Consider the following 16,333-nt stretch of genomic DNA (forward strand, 5'->3'; position numbering starts at 1 on the left):
GATGATAAATTTTTTAACTGCCAAAAATAACTTGCACATTTTGCACCGGCATTTTATAGTAGAGAGTAACTGGAGTAGTAACTGAGACGTCATTCTAGAAGAGAGTCAGTGGTGGTGCGAACTGATAATGATGCCAGCGAACTTGCCGGAGTCTACATAACTGAATCACATTGAGCTGCACTGATAATGACAGTGAATTGCGGGTGGTACCGCGGTTGTCTATATGACAGTCGTCCCTCTTCCAGGGATGACTGTCTTTATTTATTTTAAGGAGGAAAACAGATGAACTTTAACCATAATGAAATCGAGAAGAAATGGCAGCAATACTGGGCTGAGAATAAGACATTCAAAACAGAAGATGATTCAACGAAGAAGAAATTCTACGCCCTGGATATGTTTCCATATCCATCAGGCGCGGGTCTGCACGTCGGACATCCGGAAGGTTATACAGCGACGGATATTATTTCCCGCTTCAAACGCATGCAGGGCTACAATGTCCTTCATCCGATGGGCTGGGATGCTTTCGGTCTGCCTGCTGAACAGTACGCGATTGATACAGGGAATGACCCTGCTGAATTCACGCTGAAAAATATTCAGACATTCAAACGTCAGATTCAGGAGCTCGGCTTCAGCTATGACTGGGACCGTGAAGTCAACACGACGGACCCTGCTTATTATAAATGGACGCAGTGGATCTTCATTCAGCTCTACAACAAAGGGCTTGCTTATGTTGATGAAGTCCCGGTCAACTGGTGTCCGGCACTTGGTACTGTGCTGTCCAATGAAGAAGTCATTGACGGTGTCTCAGAGCGGGGCGGCCATCCGGTAGTCCGTAAGCCGATGCGTCAATGGGTGCTGAAAATCACAGAATACGCTGACCGTCTGCTGGAAGACTTAGAGGACCTTGACTGGCCGGAATCACTGAAAGACATGCAGCGTAACTGGATCGGCCGTTCAGAAGGTGCGGAAGTGACGTTCGCCATCCATGGCACTGACCAAACATTTGATGTCTTTACGACTCGTCCTGATACGATCTACGGTGCGACGTACGCAGTCCTTTCACCGGAGCACGCGCTTGTTGAGGCGATCACGACTGATGAACAGCATGACGCTATCAAAGCCTATCAGGAGCAGGCCGCGCGTAAGTCCGACCTTGAACGGACGGACCTTGCTAAAGATAAATCAGGTGTCTTCACAGGTGCTTATGCTATCAATCCGTTTACGCAGCAGGAGATGCCGATCTGGATTTCAGATTACGTTCTTGCTTCTTACGGTACAGGCGCTATTATGGCGGTGCCGGCTCACGACGAACGCGATTATGACTTCGCCAAGCAGTTCGGTCTTGACATCATTCCAGTGCTTGAAGGCGGCGATATCACACAGGAAGCCTTCACAGGTGACAGCCCGCACATCAACTCAGGTGAACTGGACGGGCTGAACAAGGAAGACGGCATCTCTAAAGCAATCGAGATGCTGGAAGCTAAAAACATCGGCACGAAAAAAGTCAGCTATAAACTGCGCGACTGGCTGTTCTCACGTCAGCGTTACTGGGGTGAACCGATTCCAGTCATCACATGGGAAGATGGCACGATGACGACTGTACCGGAAGACGAGCTGCCGCTCATGCTGCCGAAAACAGATAAAATCAAGCCATCAGGTACAGGAGAATCACCGCTTGCGGTCATTGAAGACTTTGTCAATGTCACTGACCCTGTAACAGGCATGACAGGCCGCCGCGAAACGAATACTATGCCGCAATGGGCAGGCAGCTGCTGGTATTACATCCGCTATATCGACCCGCATAATGATGAGATGATCGCAGATCCGAAGAAACTTGAGGAATGGCTGCCGGTCGACTTGTACATCGGCGGGGCGGAGCACGCGGTGCTGCATTTACTGTACGCACGTTTCTGGCATAAAGTACTGTATGACATCGGTGTTGTGACAACGAAAGAACCGTTCCAGAAGCTTGTCAATCAGGGAATGATCCTCGGTGAGGGGAACGAGAAGATGAGCAAGTCAAAAGGCAACGTCGTCAATCCTGATGATATCGTCAACTCACATGGTGCTGATACGCTGCGTCTTTATGAGATGTTCATGGGACCGCTTGAAGCATCCATTGCCTGGAATACGACAGGCGTCGACGGTGCCCGTCGATTCCTTGACCGTGTTTACCGTCTGTTGATCACTGAGCAGGGCACGGTGTCCGCTAAAGTGACGGCAGACGCTGCACCGGCGCTTGATAAAGTCTATAATCAGACTGTTAAAAAAGTGACGGAAGACTACGAGACACTCGGCTTCAATACTGCGATTTCTCAGCTGATGGTGTTCATCAATGAATGCTATAAGCAGGAGCAGCTCAACGTCCGTTATGTCGAAGGATTCGTGAAGATGCTGGCACCGATTGCGCCGCACATCGCAGAAGAGCTGTGGCAGAAGCTGGGTCATACAGAGACGATCACTTATGCAGAGTGGCCGACTTATGATGAAAGCAAGCTCGTGGATGATGAAGTGGAGATTGTCATTCAAGTGAACGGCAAAATGAAACTTAAAAAACTGATCGCCAAAGACACGGCGAAAGAAACGATGGAAGCACTGGCGCTAGAAGAGCAGGAGATTAAAGCAGCGATTGACGGTAAGACAGTGCGCAAAGTCATTGCAGTACCTAATAAATTAGTCAATATCGTGGCGAACTAGGAGGATTTATGACTTACGAAATTACAGCCGGTGAACTCATAAGGAAACTGGAACAAGGCGAGATTCCTAATATCATTGACATTCGTGAAGATTTTGAAGTGCAGATGGGGATGCTGGATGCAGCTGTCCACATTCCAATGAATGAAATTCCGGATAATATGCATACGCTGAAAGTGAATGAACCTTATTATATTTTATGCGCGCATGGTATTAGAAGCGAGAAAGTCACCGAGTATTTAAGAGAGCATGATTTCAACGCTTATAATGTCATCGGCGGCATGGCAGCGATTACGCGATAAAAACAAAGCGATGAGTGGGGACTGTCCTCACTCATCGCTTTGTTTATCATTATAGTTGAGTCGCTGTCCGGCAGTTAAAACCTGCCACGTAGCCGGTGACGAGTGCACTTGTAATATTATAGCCGCCGGTATAGCCATGAATATCGAGCACTTCCCCGCAGAAGTACAAGTTATCATGGAGCTTTGACTGCATCATCGACGGGACAATTTCTTTGACCGACACACCGCCTCCTGTGACGAATGCTTTATCAATCGACAATGTGCCGTTCACGGTAAAGGTGAAGTTTTTGAGCAGTTCAATGAACCGGGCGAGCGCTTCTTTCTTCACATGATGCGCTGTTAAGTCAAGGTTGACGCCGGCCTGCTCCAGTAGAAAGAGCAGCCAGCGTTCCTGCATCAGTCCTTTCAGGCTGTTCTTCAGCGCTTTGTCCGGCATGCTGGTTAAGAGCTGGTCGATACGCTGCGTTAATTCATGCAGTGACACAGCCGGGAAGCTGTCGATGGTCATGTTGATCTCCTGCTTCTTCTGACGCTCTTGTTCTTTGTAGACAAACTGTGAGCAGCGCAGTGCAGCCGGACCGGATATACCGAAATGGGTGAACAGCATATCCATCTGATGTGTCACAGCCGGCCTGCCGTTTTTCTTCAGCACACTTAAGGCGACATTCTGCAGGCTCAGTCCCTGCAGCACCTTAGATTTAATAAAAGGTTCCCGCGAAGTGATCGGTACTTCAGTCGGGAACAAGTCCGTGATCGTATGCCCGGCCTGCTGAGCAAAAATATAGCCGTCACCGGTCGAGCCGGTCTGCGGCACACTTTTACCGCCTGTTGCGATGATGACTTGTGCCGCCTTGATATCTTCTCCAGCTGCTTTAACGCCGATGATCCGGCCGTCGTCAAACAGCAGTGACTCTACTTTGACATCGGTTCTGATGTCGACTTTATTGTCTTTCAAGTGAGTGAGCAGTGTATTCACTACGTCTTTCGCATTGTTCGATACCGGGAACATACGGCCGTGGTCTTCTTCTTTCAGTTTGACACTGCGTGATTCGAAGTACTGGATAATACTTTCGTTGTCAAATGTATTGAAGGCGCTGTAAAGAAAGCGGCCGTTGCCCGGAATATGTTTGATGATCTCTTCATAAGGCAGCCGGTTGGTGACGTTGCAGCGGCCGCCGCCGGAGATCTGGAGTTTGCGGCCGAGCTGATTCTTCTTGTCGATCAGCAGCACCCGGTCGCCGGATTCACTTGCACTGATGGCAGCCATCAGCCCGCTTGGACCGCCGCCGATTACAATTGTCTGATACATAAAGTTCTCCTTTTCATTATGTTATTGATATAAAAGTAGTGTATCGCAACTAAAGATGATAAGATATCTTTAGTTTAAATCTAGAAAGTTAGGGATGAAAATATGTCACAAAGTAGTTCGCTGGTCCGCAGTACATTCATACTGACCGCCAGTATATTCATTACAAAGATCCTCGGGATATTGTACGTTATCCCATTCTACGCCATCATCGGCGGAGAAAGAAATCTTGCCCCGTACAACTATGCCTATAATCCTTATACGGTTATGCTCGTTGTTGCCGGTGCAGGTGTTCCGCTTGCTGTCGCCAAATATGTCTCGAAGTACAATGCGATAGGTGCTTATAAAGTCAGCCAGAAGCTGTACAAATCAAGCCTTATCGTCATGTCGCTGACCGGCCTTCTTGGTTTTATCATTTTATATTTACTGGCGCCGACCATTGCAGAAGCAACACTTGCTAAGCATAGTACAGCGGCCGGCAGCAATTCATGGAATACAGGAGATATCACTGAGATCATCCGCGTCATTTCTGTCGCTGTTATTTTCATACCGTTTCTTGCAACATTCAGAGGGATTTTCCAGGGCTATGATTCAATGGGCCCGACTGCTGTCTCTACAGTCATCGAACAAGTTGCCCGTATCGTCTTTCTTCTCGGCGGTGCGTTAATCGTCATCAAATACATGGGGAAAAATATTCTGCTGGCAAACGAAGTCGCAACATTCGCGGCTGCTATCGGTGCAGTTTTTGCATTGTTGACGCTGTGGTACTACTGGCGTAAAAGAAAGCCGCATATTGAGCGGATGATTGAGAATGATCATACTCATACGACGGTCAGCTACCGCGCAATGTATAAAGAGATACTGCTTTACAGTGTGCCGTTCGTCATTGTCAGTCTTTGTTTCCCGCTTTACTTGATTATCGATCAGTTCACACACAACAAAGGTCTTGATATAGCGGGCGTACCTGCAGAAATGCACGATCCGCTGCTGACCATGCTGAACTTAACGACAAATAAACTCGTCATGATCCCGACATCACTTGCTTCTGGTTTTGCGATCAGCCTTGTACCGGCGATTACCCGCGCTCATGCTTCCGGGCAGATCCGGGCGATGCATCATCAGATCAGAACGTCTCTTGGCCTGCTCATGTTTCTGACGGTACCAGCGTCACTAGGTATCATGGTACTTGCGGCACCGCTTTATACGTCATTCTATAGCTTCGACGCAGCAGCCAACCATATTCTCTACTTCTATGCACCAGTCGGCATTTTAATTGCATTACTATCAGTGACCTCTGCCATGCTGCAAGGTATTGATAAACAGGCGATGACCGTCTGGATTGTTATCGGTTCACTGGTGATTAAGGCGTTGATCAATCTGCCGCTGATTGTGATGTTCCATACAGTGGGCGCTGTGTTCGGCACAGCAATCGCTCTGACCGCTGCAATTATTTGCAATCTTTTAGTCATCAAAAAGTATGCCCGTTTCAAATTCAGCTCGACTTTCACAGAGATGTCTCAAATACTGCTCTACAGTCTGCTGATGGTCTTTGCAGTGGAACTCGTCTACCTTGTCCTGATTCATTTTATGAGCGTCGCGAATAAATTCGAAGCGCTGCTGATTGTCATCATCTGTGCCGTGATCGGCGCACTGGTCTACGGTTATATTTCCTTGAGATCAGGACTGGCAGAAAGATATCTCGGTGCCCGTGTTGCGAAACTCAGCCGCAAAGTAGGACGTGCATGAGATTAGACAAGTTTCTGGCCAATGCCGGCTGCGGCACCCGCACGGAAGTAAAACAGCTCATCAAAAAAGGGCGGGTCACAGTAAACGGTGAGACAGTTAAGAAAGCTGATATGAAGATAGACCATGCTGCCGGCACTGTGGCTGTTAACGGTGAGGTCGTGCTCTATGAGCCTGTTGTCTATTTAATGCTGAATAAACCACAGGGCGTCATCAGCGCGACCGAAGATGCGCGGCATGATACAGTCGTTGACTTGCTGCCCGATTACCGGCACTATGACCTGCACCCGGTCGGCAGGCTGGACAAAGATACGGAAGGGCTGCTTATACTGACAAATGACGGGCAGTTCAGCCACGAAGTGCTCAGTCCGAGGAAACACGTCGACAAAACGTATTACGCGAGAATTGACGGACGTGTCACAGCCGAGACAATCACACAGTTCAATGAAGGTCTTATACTGGATGACGGCTATAAAACGATGCCTGCCCGGTTGAAGATAGTGACGTCCGGTGGTATAAGTGAAGTCGAAGTGACGATTCAGGAAGGTAAGTTTCATCAAGTAAAGCGTATGTTCAGTGCAGTCGGTATGACCGTCAGCTACTTACAACGTATCCAGATGGGCGGCCTGCCGCTTGACCGCTCGCTTCAGCCCGGCCAGTACAAATTGCTGACGGCTGAGGATATAAATCGGGTGAAAAATAAATAAGAGCGTTTAGCAGTTCGATGTAAGGGTATATTTAATTTATAAATCTTACAGACGAGGTGTTTGACTATGGCAAAACAGGCAGGTTTATTAAGAGCGGCATTAGTTATCGGAGGTACTGCAGCGGCAGCTTACTTCTCTAAAAAAGAAAATTTAGACCGTTTACTGAACAAATCAGAGAAAGCAAACGGTGATTCACCCGGCGTTAAACCGACATTGACAGAAAAAGTTAAAGCAGCGGCAGCGAATGCTGTTAAAAGCGATAACAATGTCAACAACGACCGTTTCCCGAAAACTCAGCGCGACACACATGAACAAGTTGCAACTTTCGACGATGAAGGTGGCGGCGGTGTCAACAATGTTCATACAGTGCACGACCGCAGTCGTTTATAATTAATTTCTTTGCTGCCTGTTACAGGCAGCTTTTTTTATTGTGCTTTTCAAATCACTGATCGTTGCTGTAAGATAGAAGTATTGAAGATAGGGGGATTTATATGATGTGGAGAGAGAAAGTAGCAGAATATGAACAGGCAATTATAGAAGACTTAAAAGGGCTTCTTGCCATCAACAGTGTCAGAGATGACAGCCTGATGACAACAGCAGCACCGGTCGGTCCGGGGCCCCGGGAAGCGCTGGAATATATGTACAAGCTTGCTGAACGTGACGGCTTCAAATCAGTCGATGTCGATCATATCGCAGGGCGCATTGAAATGGGGAAAGGCAGCGAACTGTTCGGTATTTTATGCCATGTGGACGTTGTACCGCCGGGAAGCGGCTGGGACACAGATCCATTTGACCCTGTAGAGACAGAAGACCGGATTATTGCACGCGGCACACTCGACGATAAAGGGCCGACCATTGCGGCTTACTATGCGGTGAAGATTCTGACGGACATGAATGCAGACTTCAAGAAGCGGATTCATCTGATCGTCGGTACGGATGAGGAGTCGGGATGGATGTGTACCGACCGTTACTTCCAGACTGAAGAGATGCCTGACCTCGGGATCGCACCGGATGCGGACTTCCCGCTCATTCACGGCGAGAAAGGGATTACAACGTTCGATATCATTCAGAACAGCGCTAAAGAAGATGTGACTGCACCTGAAGTCGAACTGAAGGCGTTGAATGCCGGTGAACGTTACAACATGGTGCCTGACTTCGCTGAAGCAAAACTTCTTGTCAGAGAAAAGATGGATTATGTGCTGCAATCGTTCAATAATTATTTGAATGACCATCAGCTGACAGGGAAGACGACTGTCGACAACGGCAGCCTGCTGGTTCAGATTGAAGGGAAATCAGTGCACGGCATGGATCCGTCTATCGGTGTCAACGCGGGACTGTTCCTTGTGAATTTCCTGAATACGTTAGCGCTTGACGAGAAAGCGAAAGCGTTTGTTGCACTCGGCGACCGCTATTTATTTGATTCTCATTTCGGTGAGAAGATGGGCATGGCATTTGAAGATGCTGAAATGGGTAAAGTGACGACTAATATCGGTGTCATCAGCTATACGGATATTGACGGCGGTCATTACGGCATTAACCTGCGCTATCCGACAGGGTTTGACTTTACATCAGAAATTGCCGGCTTCACTGATAAAATTAAAGGTGACGGCTTTGATATTGTTGTCAACACGCACCAGCAACCTCATTACGTCGATAAAAACGATCCGTTCATCCAGAAACTGCTGACAGCCTACCGCAATCAGACAGGTGATATGACGGAGCCATACACAATCGGCGGCGGAACTTATGCACGTAACCTCGAAAAAGGGGTGGCATTCGGTGCCATGTTCAAAGACTCAGTCGATTTAATGCATCAGAAAAATGAATATATGACGAAAAAACAGCTCTTTGATGCGACCGCTATTTATCTGGAAGCGATTCATGCGGTCTGTGTGGAGGAGTGACAATGACAATCATTTATTACAACGGTGAGTTCCGTGATGATCAAGTGACCCTTGACTATAACGACCGCGGCTATCAGTTCGGCGATGGAATTTATGAAGTGGTCAGAGTGTATGACGGCAGACTGTTCACGGCGCGCGAGCACTTTGAACGGTTAGTCCGCAGTGCCGGTGAGATTTTGATCACTGCACCGAAAACTGTTGATGAATACATTGAAATCTGCGAGCAGCTGATCGAGAAGAATCAGCTGGCTGACGGCAATATCTATATTCAAGTGACGCGCGGTGTCGCTGTACGTAACCATGCATTTCCAGAACATGCTGAACCGGTCACTTTAATGTATACGTACGAAGCAGGACGGCCGCTCAAGGGGATGCAGGACGGTGTCAAAGTCATCACGGCTGAAGATATCCGCTGGCTGCGCTGTGACATTAAAAGCTTGAATCTGCTCGGTAATGTGCTGAACAAGGAGAAAGCTGTCCGGGCCGGGGCAGTGGAAGCTGTGCAGATTAGAGATGGCGTTGTCACTGAAGGTGCTTCAAGCAATGTCTACATCATTAAAGACGGCACGATTTACACGCATCCAGCAAACAACTTGATTTTGAATGGTATCACCCGCCAAGTGATCAAAGAATGTGCAGAGGAACTACTCATCCCGTTCCACGAAGAGACGTTCGGACCGGATGAACTGCTGGCAGCTGATGAAGTGTTCATCTCGAGTACGACACTTGAAGTGACACCGGTAGTCCAGGTGGATGAGAAAGTCATCGGCGGACCGGGTCCCGTTGCCCGGAAACTGCAGCAGGCGTTTGATGAGAAAATTCAGACAGGAAGATAAGACTTCCACTGGACCGGGGCTGGAAGGGTCTTCTCAAAATGTCAATACATTTTGAGTAACTTTTCCGCTTGAATTACAGCCGTGAAGGGTATAAAATTTAAACAAGTTACTAATGAACGTGAAGATTTAAAGTTATGGATAAGGCTCTTGATTATATCTAGAGCCTTTTCTTTTTTCTGAATGGAGGTGAACACGTTGGAGCATTTCTATCAATTAGGCTGGACGCTGGATTCAGCAGGCGGTGCCTCAGGTGAAGCGTATATGGCTGAGCAGGACGGCAGGAAGCTGTTTCTGAAACGAAATTCCAGTCCTTTCCTTGCGGCCCTGTCTGCTGAAGGGATCGTACCGAAGCTTGTATGGACGAAACGGATTGAGACAGGTGAAGTCGTGACAGCACAGCACTGGAAAAACGGCAGGTCTTTAATGCATGATGAAATGAAATCCAATCGTGTCGCCCTGATGCTGAGAAAGATTCATAAATCGACGCAGCTTCTTAATATGCTGAAAAGGCTTGAGATGGAGCCGATGTATCCATCGATGCTGCTCAAGAAAATCAACTCTTCCCTGTCGAGGAATGTGCTGACACATCACGTGATCAGAAAGTCGCTGCTTTATCTGGAAGAGCACATGCCGAACTTGAACTCAGCGTTCTATACAGTCTGTCATGGTGATGTCAATCATAATAACTGGCTGCTGTCAGAGCAGGATGAGCTGTTCCTTGTAGACTGGGAAGGGGCCATGATTGCGGACCCGGCCATCGATATCGGTATGATTCTCTATACGTATATTGAACCCGCAGAGTGGTGTGACTGGCTGAGTAAGTACGGTATCCAGGATACACTTGATTTAAGAAAACGCATGAAGTGGTATACGATTATTCAGGCGATTGCGATGGTAGAATGGTATGAAGAGAAGAATCGCTTTCAGGATATGAATGAATGGCTGCAGTTTTTGAATGATGTACTGATGATGAATCGTTTTATATAAGGAGAACAATGAAATGAGAATGCGCAACAAACCATGGGCGGAAGAGTATTTGCTGGAACACAGCGATATTGTAAGTATCGGTGATGAAAGGAAGACGAAGATCACCGACTGGTTCGGTAACGACCAGCCGATTCATATTGAAGTGGGCAGCGGCATGGGTCGCTTTATTACAGAGATGGCGAAGCAGCACCCTCACATCAACTATATCGGGATCGAACGGGACAAGAACGTGATGATCCGTATCGTTGAAAAAGCGGTGGAACAAAACATTACGAACTTAAGATTGCTGACGCTCGATGCTGAGAATCTGCCTGAGTTTTTCATGGCTGGCGAAGTCGCAAGAGTGTACTTGAACTTCTCAGATCCATGGCCGAAGACGCGGCATGCGAAGCGCCGTCTGACACACGCGAACTTTCTGAAGCTGTACAAGCAGGTGCTGGCAGAAGACGGTGAGATTCATTTTAAGACGGACAATCAGCAGTTATTTGAGTTCTCGCTGGAAAGCATGAGCCAGTTCGGCATGAAGCTGAAAAACATCAATCTGGATTTACATGCAAATGAACCGGAAGATAACATCAAGACAGAATATGAAGAGAAGTTCTCTAACAGAGGCTTCCGTATTAACCGCCTGGAAGCGACGTTTAACTAATGTCCGACCTCCCGAATCATCGGGAGGTTTTTTTGTGTTTTAACAAACTGCGCGTTTCATGTAGAATGAAAGAGAACGGAGGGATTGTATGCTTCATATAGGCAAGTTCAAGTTGACGCCGTTAAACGGTGGTATCACTCATATGGACGGCGGGGCGATGTTCGGTGTCGTACCGAAGCCGTTATGGCAGGATAAATATCCGAATAATGCACAAAACCAAGTGCCTCTTGTGACCCATCCGATTCTTATCCAGTCACAATACGGCAATATGCTGATTGACAGCGGAGTGGGTAATGGGAAGCTCGATGAGAAGCAGAGAAGAAATTACGGGGTGACTTACGACAGTGATGTGACAGCTGCGCTTAATCAGCTCGGGCTGACGCCTTCACATATTGACATCGTCCTGATGAGTCATCTGCACTTTGACCATGCGCTGGGCTTGACGACGGCAGACGGGCAGTCAGTCTTCAATAACGCACGGATTATTACATCGCGTACAGAATGGCATGAGATGCGGCATCCTAACGTCCGCAGCAGGGCGACCTACTGGGAGATGAATTATCGCGGCATCGAGCACCAGGTGGAACCGTTTGACGACAAAATAGAAATCTGCCCGGGCATTACAATGATACATACCGGCGGCCATAGTGAAGGGCACAGTATCATTGAAATTAAGGACGACGGCATGCGGGCGGTCCACATGGCTGACCTGCTGCCGACGACAGCTCATCGCAATCCACTGTGGGTGACCGCTTATGATGATTATCCATTGGACTCTATTTTTCAGAAAGAAGAGTTATTTGAGAAGTTTGACGATGCCTGGTTTATTTTTTATCATGACGTCCGTTATTTTGCAGCGAAGTTTGACGGCAGAGAAATAATCGATGAAGTGAGAAGAAAGCCGGCCCATGTATAATTTCGACGATGAGGGGCGTCCCGCGAAAATAGCGGCGTGGATATTCGTCTGAGAGGTGCCCGGCGCCCGCGCCAAATAAAAACACCCCAAACGTTAGATTTTAGGTCTGACGTTTGGGATGCAGTATATCCGCCTGGTTTTTTTAGTTGTTATGAGTGACTTCAATACAGTCAATCAGCTGTCCAGTATAAGCATCAGCGATAAATTCATACTCTTCTTTGTAATCGTCAAAGTTAGTAGTGATGCCGCCGCGATAAATTTGTGTCTCAACTCCGAATCTTTTGTAGCGTTCCGGGGTATAGACGATAAAAGATGATTCAACGCCATTAAATTTCTGTTTGATATCTTCAAGCAGCTGATGGGGATTCAGCAGGCGATATCTTCTGCTGAATGCATAGCCGATCACCAGTGCAGCAACGACGATTGAGGAACCAATCCACCATTTTTTATTCATGGGAAACCTCCTTTTCCTTATCTTCATTATCTTAGATTACAGAAAAAATTCAAGTTTTCTCTGCCGCCAGAATCTTTTTGTTGACTAAACGATGGATTCCGATACAATTAGTAGTATTCCGAGTGAAACGATAAGAATAGGAGAGGTAAAAAGATGAAAAAGTTTTTATGGGTTTTAGCGGCGATGCTGTTTGTTCTTGCTGCATGTGGGCAGAATAATGATTCAAAGAAGGGATCTTCCGCTGATAAAGAAAAAGTGCTGACAGTTGGTACGGAAGGAACATACGCACCTTTCACTTATCATGATAAGTCTGGTAACCTGACTGGTTATGATGTGGATGTGGTCAAGGCAGTAGCAAAAGAAGCAGGTTATAAAGCTAAATTTGTTGAAACACAATGGGACTCTATGTTCTCAGGTCTGAATGCCGGCCGCTTTACCACTGTAGCGAACCAGGTGGGTATTAACGATGAACGAAAAGCAAAGTACAAATTCTCTGAGCCATACACTTATACAAGTGCAGTACTTGTCACACGTAAAGAAAACAATGATATTAAATCTTTCGATGATGTAAAAGGTAAAAAGTTAGCGCAGACGTTAACATCAAACTACGGTAAGCTGGCAAAAGACCACGGTGCACAAATTACACAGGTCGAAGGATTCAACCAGTCGATGGAACTTATCCAGTCTAACCGTGTAGAAGGTACTTTCAACGAAAAATTATCAGTTCTTGATTACTTGAAACAGAAGAAAAGTGCGGATGTCAAAATTATCGAAGGCGATGCAGAGAAGAGCGAGTCAGCATTTGTATTCACAAAGAAAACTGATCAATCAGTTATCGATGACGTCAACAAAGCTTTAAAAACATTAAAAGATAACGGTGAATTAGCTAAGATCAGTAAGAAATGGTTTGGTGAAGATGTTTCTAAACCTTAATGAAGAACAGCAGCATGCTCTGGATGCCGCGCAGCAGGCTTTTCTGCCGATGCTGGAGGCACTATTTAAATACTCCATACCTTTGGCGATCATAACGTTCATCATTGGGTTTATTATCGCATTGATTACTGCGCTGGCAAGGGTATCACGTATTAAAATCTTCCAAATCATTGCACGGGTTTATGTTTCGATTTTCCGAGGAACGCCGATGATCGTTCAGTTATTTATTATCTTTTATGGAATACCGGAAATTGCGAGGCTAGCAACTGGTAACTCAAACGACTTACTTACGTTGTCATCTATTACTGCAGCAATTATTGGATTAAGTTTGAATGTTGGCGCATATACTTCTGAGATTATTCGTGGAGGTATCCTTACTCTTCCTAAAGGACAAAGAGAAGCAGCATATTCTATCGGCATGAGTGAATGGCAGACGATGCGACGTATTATTCTGCCGCAAGCCATTCGTAACTCAATCCCGACACTTGGTAATACATTTTTAAGTCTTATCAAAGATACATCGTTATTAGGATTTATTCTCGTTGCAGAAATGTTCCGTAAGGCACAGGAAGTAGCAGCCTCTACATTCGAGTTCCTCTCAATTTATCTTTTGGTTGGAGCGATGTACTGGGTCGTCTGCTTTATCATCTCGCTCATACAAGGGATGTACGAGCGGCGCCTTGAAAGGAAGTATACGATATGATTGAGCTGAACAATATTTACAAAAGCTTTGGCGATAAAGATGTGATTAAAGGCGTCAATTTGACGGTTGACGACGGTGAAGTAGTTGTATTGATTGGTCGTAGTGGATCTGGTAAAACAACGCTGCTGCGCATGATCAATGCACTTGAACTCCCGACGTCTGGTCAGGTCATTGTAGACGGGACCAGTTATTCTAATAACAATCGACGCAGCCAGATTGCAGTGCGTAAAAAGTCAGGGATGGTGTTCCAGAACTATCAGCTCTTTCCTCATATGACGGCGCTTGAAAATGTCATTGAAGGACTAGTGACCGTCAAGAACATGCCTAAAGCTGAAGCAGAAAAAATTGGTCTCGACTTGCTGCATAAAGTAGGTCTTGAGCAGGTGAGCAACCAGTATCCCTCAGGGTTATCCGGCGGGATGCAGCAGCGTGTCGGCATCGCCCGCGCGCTCGCGATGAACCCGAAAGTCATGCTGTTTGATGAGCCGACGTCAGCGCTTGATCCCGAGCTTGTCATGGATGTACTGAACGTTATGAAAGACCTCGCTGCTGAAGGGATGACCATGGTCATTGTGACGCATGAGATGAACTTTGCGAAGAACGTCGCGAGCAAAATAGCATTTATTCATGAAGGACGCATTAAAGAGATAGGTACACCCGATCAAATATTCAATCATCCAAAAAGCGATGCATTGAAACGTTTCTTAAATATCATCGATCAGAAGTAGGCCAGGCGGATGCCTGGTTTTTTTCTTACAAAATTCCATATAAGTATCTTAAAAAATTGTAAATTGTTAATGTCGCTCTCACTTTTTTTCGCTATACTGATTATGAGGTGAAGGGGATGAAAGCTTATTTAAAGCGCTGGTTCATTGATGGGATGAGCTTTATGGCGCTCGGTCTGTTCAGTTCTTTGATTATCGGTCTTATTATTGAAACCGCAGGAACAGAACTAAAACCATTCTTTGATACGAGTCTGCTGCTTGAAATCGGTAAGCTCGCGAAGCAATATACCGGCGCTGCAGTAGGTGTCAGTGTCGCTTACGGACTCGGTGCTTCACCGCTTGTGATTTTCTCAAGCGCGGTGACCGGGATGTATGGCTATGAGCAGGGCGGTGCTGCCGGAACATATATTGTGGCACTTGTGACGACGGAGCTCGGACGACTATACAGTGGCAGAACAAAAGTCGATATACTGCTCACACCGCTGCTGACTTTGCTGCTCGGCGGCACTATCGCCAAACTGATCGGTCCGTTTATTGCAGCATTTATGGCACGTATTGGTGAGTTCATTACATTCTCGACGACACAGCAGCCGCTGTTGATGGGAATACTCATTGCACTGGTTTTTGGTCTCACATTATCGAGTCCGATATCCAGCGCCGCGCTTGCATTGATGCTGAATATCGAAGGGACTGCCGCTGCTGCAGCGACAATCGGCTGCTGCTGCCACATGATTGGTTTTGCGGTGACGAGTTACGGGGATAATGGAATACAGGGGCTCATCGCGCACGGCATAGGGACGAGTAAAATCCAGATTCCGAACTATATGAGAAATCCGTTTATTCTCGTGCCGCCTATTATCGCAAGTATGATGACAGCACCGCTCATGACGATGTTCTGGCCGATGAAGAACGTCGCAGCCGGTGCCGGTATGGGGACGAGCGGCTTCGTCGGCCAGATCATGACGGTGAAGACGATGGGAGCATCGGTGACGACCTGGCTGCAGATTGGTCTGTTCCATTTTCTGCTGCCGGGGCTCATCAGTTATTTCGTCTACCGGATGATGAAAAATGCACAGATCATCAAGCCTGGTGACCAGCAAATTATGACAGGAGAGAGAACATGATTAACTTAACAAATGAACAGGACTTTAATGAACTGATCAACAAACCGACAATCGTCATGTTTACAGCAGGATGGTGTCCGGACTGCCATTTCATCCAGCCCGCACTGCCGGAGATTGAAGCAGTGCATGATGACTATCAATTTGTTTCCGTGGACCGTGATGCCTTTATGGATCTTGCGGTGCAGTATGACGTCATGGGGATTCCAAGCTTTGTGGCATTTAATGAGGGCCGCGAAACGGGGCGTTTTGTCTCCAGAGACAGAAAAACAAAAGAAGAGATCAATCAATTCATTGAATCATTGTAATAGCTGACCACGATGGGATACTATCACTCATCGTGGTTTTATTGT

17 protein-coding genes are annotated in these 16,333 nt (G+C 46.8%); 15 read left to right on the top strand and 2 right to left on the bottom strand.

What is annotated here, in order from left to right; all coding sequences use genetic code 11:
• Window positions 1-282 precede the first annotated feature (282 nt).
• Both leuS and ERX35_RS08570 read left to right on the top strand, forming a co-directional pair.
• Window positions 283-2,697 carry a leucine--tRNA ligase gene (gene leuS / locus ERX35_RS08565; protein WP_149459485.1) on the top strand — a complete coding sequence of 805 codons (2,415 nt, stop codon included), beginning with the start codon at window positions 283-285 and terminating at the stop codon, window positions 2,695-2,697.
• An 8-nt stretch (window positions 2,698-2,705) separates the two neighbouring features.
• Window positions 2,706-2,996 (top strand): rhodanese-like domain-containing protein, encoded by a 291-nt coding sequence (locus ERX35_RS08570; RefSeq protein ID WP_149459486.1) that lies wholly within the window; start codon window positions 2,706-2,708, stop codon window positions 2,994-2,996.
• 49 nt (window positions 2,997-3,045) lie between these two features.
• Here ERX35_RS08570 and ERX35_RS08575 read toward each other — a convergent pair whose 3' ends face one another.
• The gene (locus tag ERX35_RS08575) at window positions 3,046-4,305 is read right to left on the bottom strand and encodes a BaiN/RdsA family NAD(P)/FAD-dependent oxidoreductase (protein WP_149459487.1); all 1,260 of its coding nucleotides are present in this window, start codon (window positions 4,303-4,305) and stop codon (window positions 3,046-3,048) included.
• Between the two features lie 102 nt (window positions 4,306-4,407).
• On the opposite strand from ERX35_RS08575, the gene ERX35_RS08580 reads away from it, so the two are divergent.
• The 8 genes from ERX35_RS08580 to ERX35_RS08615 all read left to right on the top strand — a co-directional run bounded on the left by ERX35_RS08580 (window position 4,408) and on the right by ERX35_RS08615 (window position 12,044).
• The gene (locus ERX35_RS08580) at window positions 4,408-6,048 is read left to right on the top strand and encodes a putative polysaccharide biosynthesis protein (protein ID WP_149459488.1); all 1,641 of its coding nucleotides are present in this window, start codon (window positions 4,408-4,410) and stop codon (window positions 6,046-6,048) included.
• Entirely contained in the window at window positions 6,045-6,752 is a 708-nt protein-coding gene (locus tag ERX35_RS08585) for a pseudouridine synthase (protein WP_149459489.1), read from the top strand. The genes ERX35_RS08580 and ERX35_RS08585 overlap by 4 nt, the downstream gene beginning before the upstream one ends.
• Window positions 6,753-6,818: 66 nt before the next feature.
• On the top strand, window positions 6,819-7,142 hold the full coding sequence (locus ERX35_RS08590; RefSeq protein WP_149459490.1) for a hypothetical protein: 324 nt from the start codon (window positions 6,819-6,821) through the stop codon (window positions 7,140-7,142).
• A gap of 104 nt (window positions 7,143-7,246) precedes the next feature.
• On the top strand, window positions 7,247-8,656 hold the full coding sequence (gene pepV / locus ERX35_RS08595) for a dipeptidase PepV (RefSeq protein WP_149459491.1): 1,410 nt from the start codon (window positions 7,247-7,249) through the stop codon (window positions 8,654-8,656).
• 2 nt (window positions 8,657-8,658) lie between these two features.
• Window positions 8,659-9,492 (top strand): D-amino-acid transaminase, encoded by an 834-nt coding sequence (gene dat, locus ERX35_RS08600; RefSeq protein ID WP_149459492.1) that lies wholly within the window; start codon window positions 8,659-8,661, stop codon window positions 9,490-9,492.
• Window positions 9,493-9,687: 195 nt separating this feature from the next.
• Complete coding sequence (locus ERX35_RS08605) at window positions 9,688-10,479, top strand: phosphotransferase family protein (RefSeq protein WP_149459493.1); 792 nt, start codon at window positions 9,688-9,690, stop codon at window positions 10,477-10,479.
• A gap of 13 nt (window positions 10,480-10,492) precedes the next feature.
• Window positions 10,493-11,128, top strand: a complete 636-nt coding sequence (gene trmB / locus ERX35_RS08610; RefSeq protein WP_149459494.1) for a tRNA (guanosine(46)-N7)-methyltransferase TrmB — start codon at window positions 10,493-10,495, stop codon at window positions 11,126-11,128.
• Window positions 11,129-11,216: 88 nt separating this feature from the next.
• Window positions 11,217-12,044 carry an MBL fold metallo-hydrolase gene (locus tag ERX35_RS08615; RefSeq protein ID WP_149459495.1) on the top strand — a complete coding sequence of 276 codons (828 nt, stop codon included), beginning with the start codon at window positions 11,217-11,219 and terminating at the stop codon, window positions 12,042-12,044.
• Between the two features lie 142 nt (window positions 12,045-12,186).
• On the opposite strand, the gene ERX35_RS08620 is transcribed toward ERX35_RS08615, so the two are convergent.
• Complete coding sequence (locus ERX35_RS08620) at window positions 12,187-12,498, bottom strand: hypothetical protein (RefSeq protein WP_149459496.1); 312 nt, start codon at window positions 12,496-12,498, stop codon at window positions 12,187-12,189.
• Between the two features lie 153 nt (window positions 12,499-12,651).
• On the opposite strand from ERX35_RS08620, the gene ERX35_RS08625 reads away from it, so the two are divergent.
• The 5 genes from ERX35_RS08625 (at window position 12,652) to ERX35_RS08645 (ending at window position 16,288) form a co-directional block, all read left to right on the top strand.
• On the top strand, window positions 12,652-13,431 hold the full coding sequence (locus ERX35_RS08625) for an amino acid ABC transporter substrate-binding protein (RefSeq protein WP_149459497.1): 780 nt from the start codon (window positions 12,652-12,654) through the stop codon (window positions 13,429-13,431).
• Window positions 13,415-14,134 (top strand): amino acid ABC transporter permease, encoded by a 720-nt coding sequence (locus ERX35_RS08630; protein WP_149459542.1) that lies wholly within the window; start codon window positions 13,415-13,417, stop codon window positions 14,132-14,134. The genes ERX35_RS08625 and ERX35_RS08630 overlap by 17 nt, the downstream gene beginning before the upstream one ends.
• A complete protein-coding gene (locus ERX35_RS08635; protein ID WP_149459498.1) occupies window positions 14,131-14,862 on the top strand; it encodes an amino acid ABC transporter ATP-binding protein in 732 nt (243 codons plus the stop codon). The genes ERX35_RS08630 and ERX35_RS08635 overlap by 4 nt, the downstream gene beginning before the upstream one ends.
• Window positions 14,863-14,978: 116 nt before the next feature.
• On the top strand, window positions 14,979-15,983 hold the full coding sequence (locus tag ERX35_RS08640; protein ID WP_149459499.1) for a PTS sugar transporter subunit IIC: 1,005 nt from the start codon (window positions 14,979-14,981) through the stop codon (window positions 15,981-15,983).
• Window positions 15,980-16,288 (top strand): thioredoxin family protein, encoded by a 309-nt coding sequence (locus ERX35_RS08645; protein WP_149459500.1) that lies wholly within the window; start codon window positions 15,980-15,982, stop codon window positions 16,286-16,288. The genes ERX35_RS08640 and ERX35_RS08645 overlap by 4 nt, the downstream gene beginning before the upstream one ends.
• The last annotated feature ends 45 nt before the right edge of the window (window positions 16,289-16,333 follow it).

Origin of the sequence: Macrococcus equipercicus, assembly GCF_004359525.2 — a bacterium.
GTDB lineage: Bacteria > Bacillota > Bacilli > Staphylococcales > Staphylococcaceae > Macrococcus > Macrococcus equipercicus.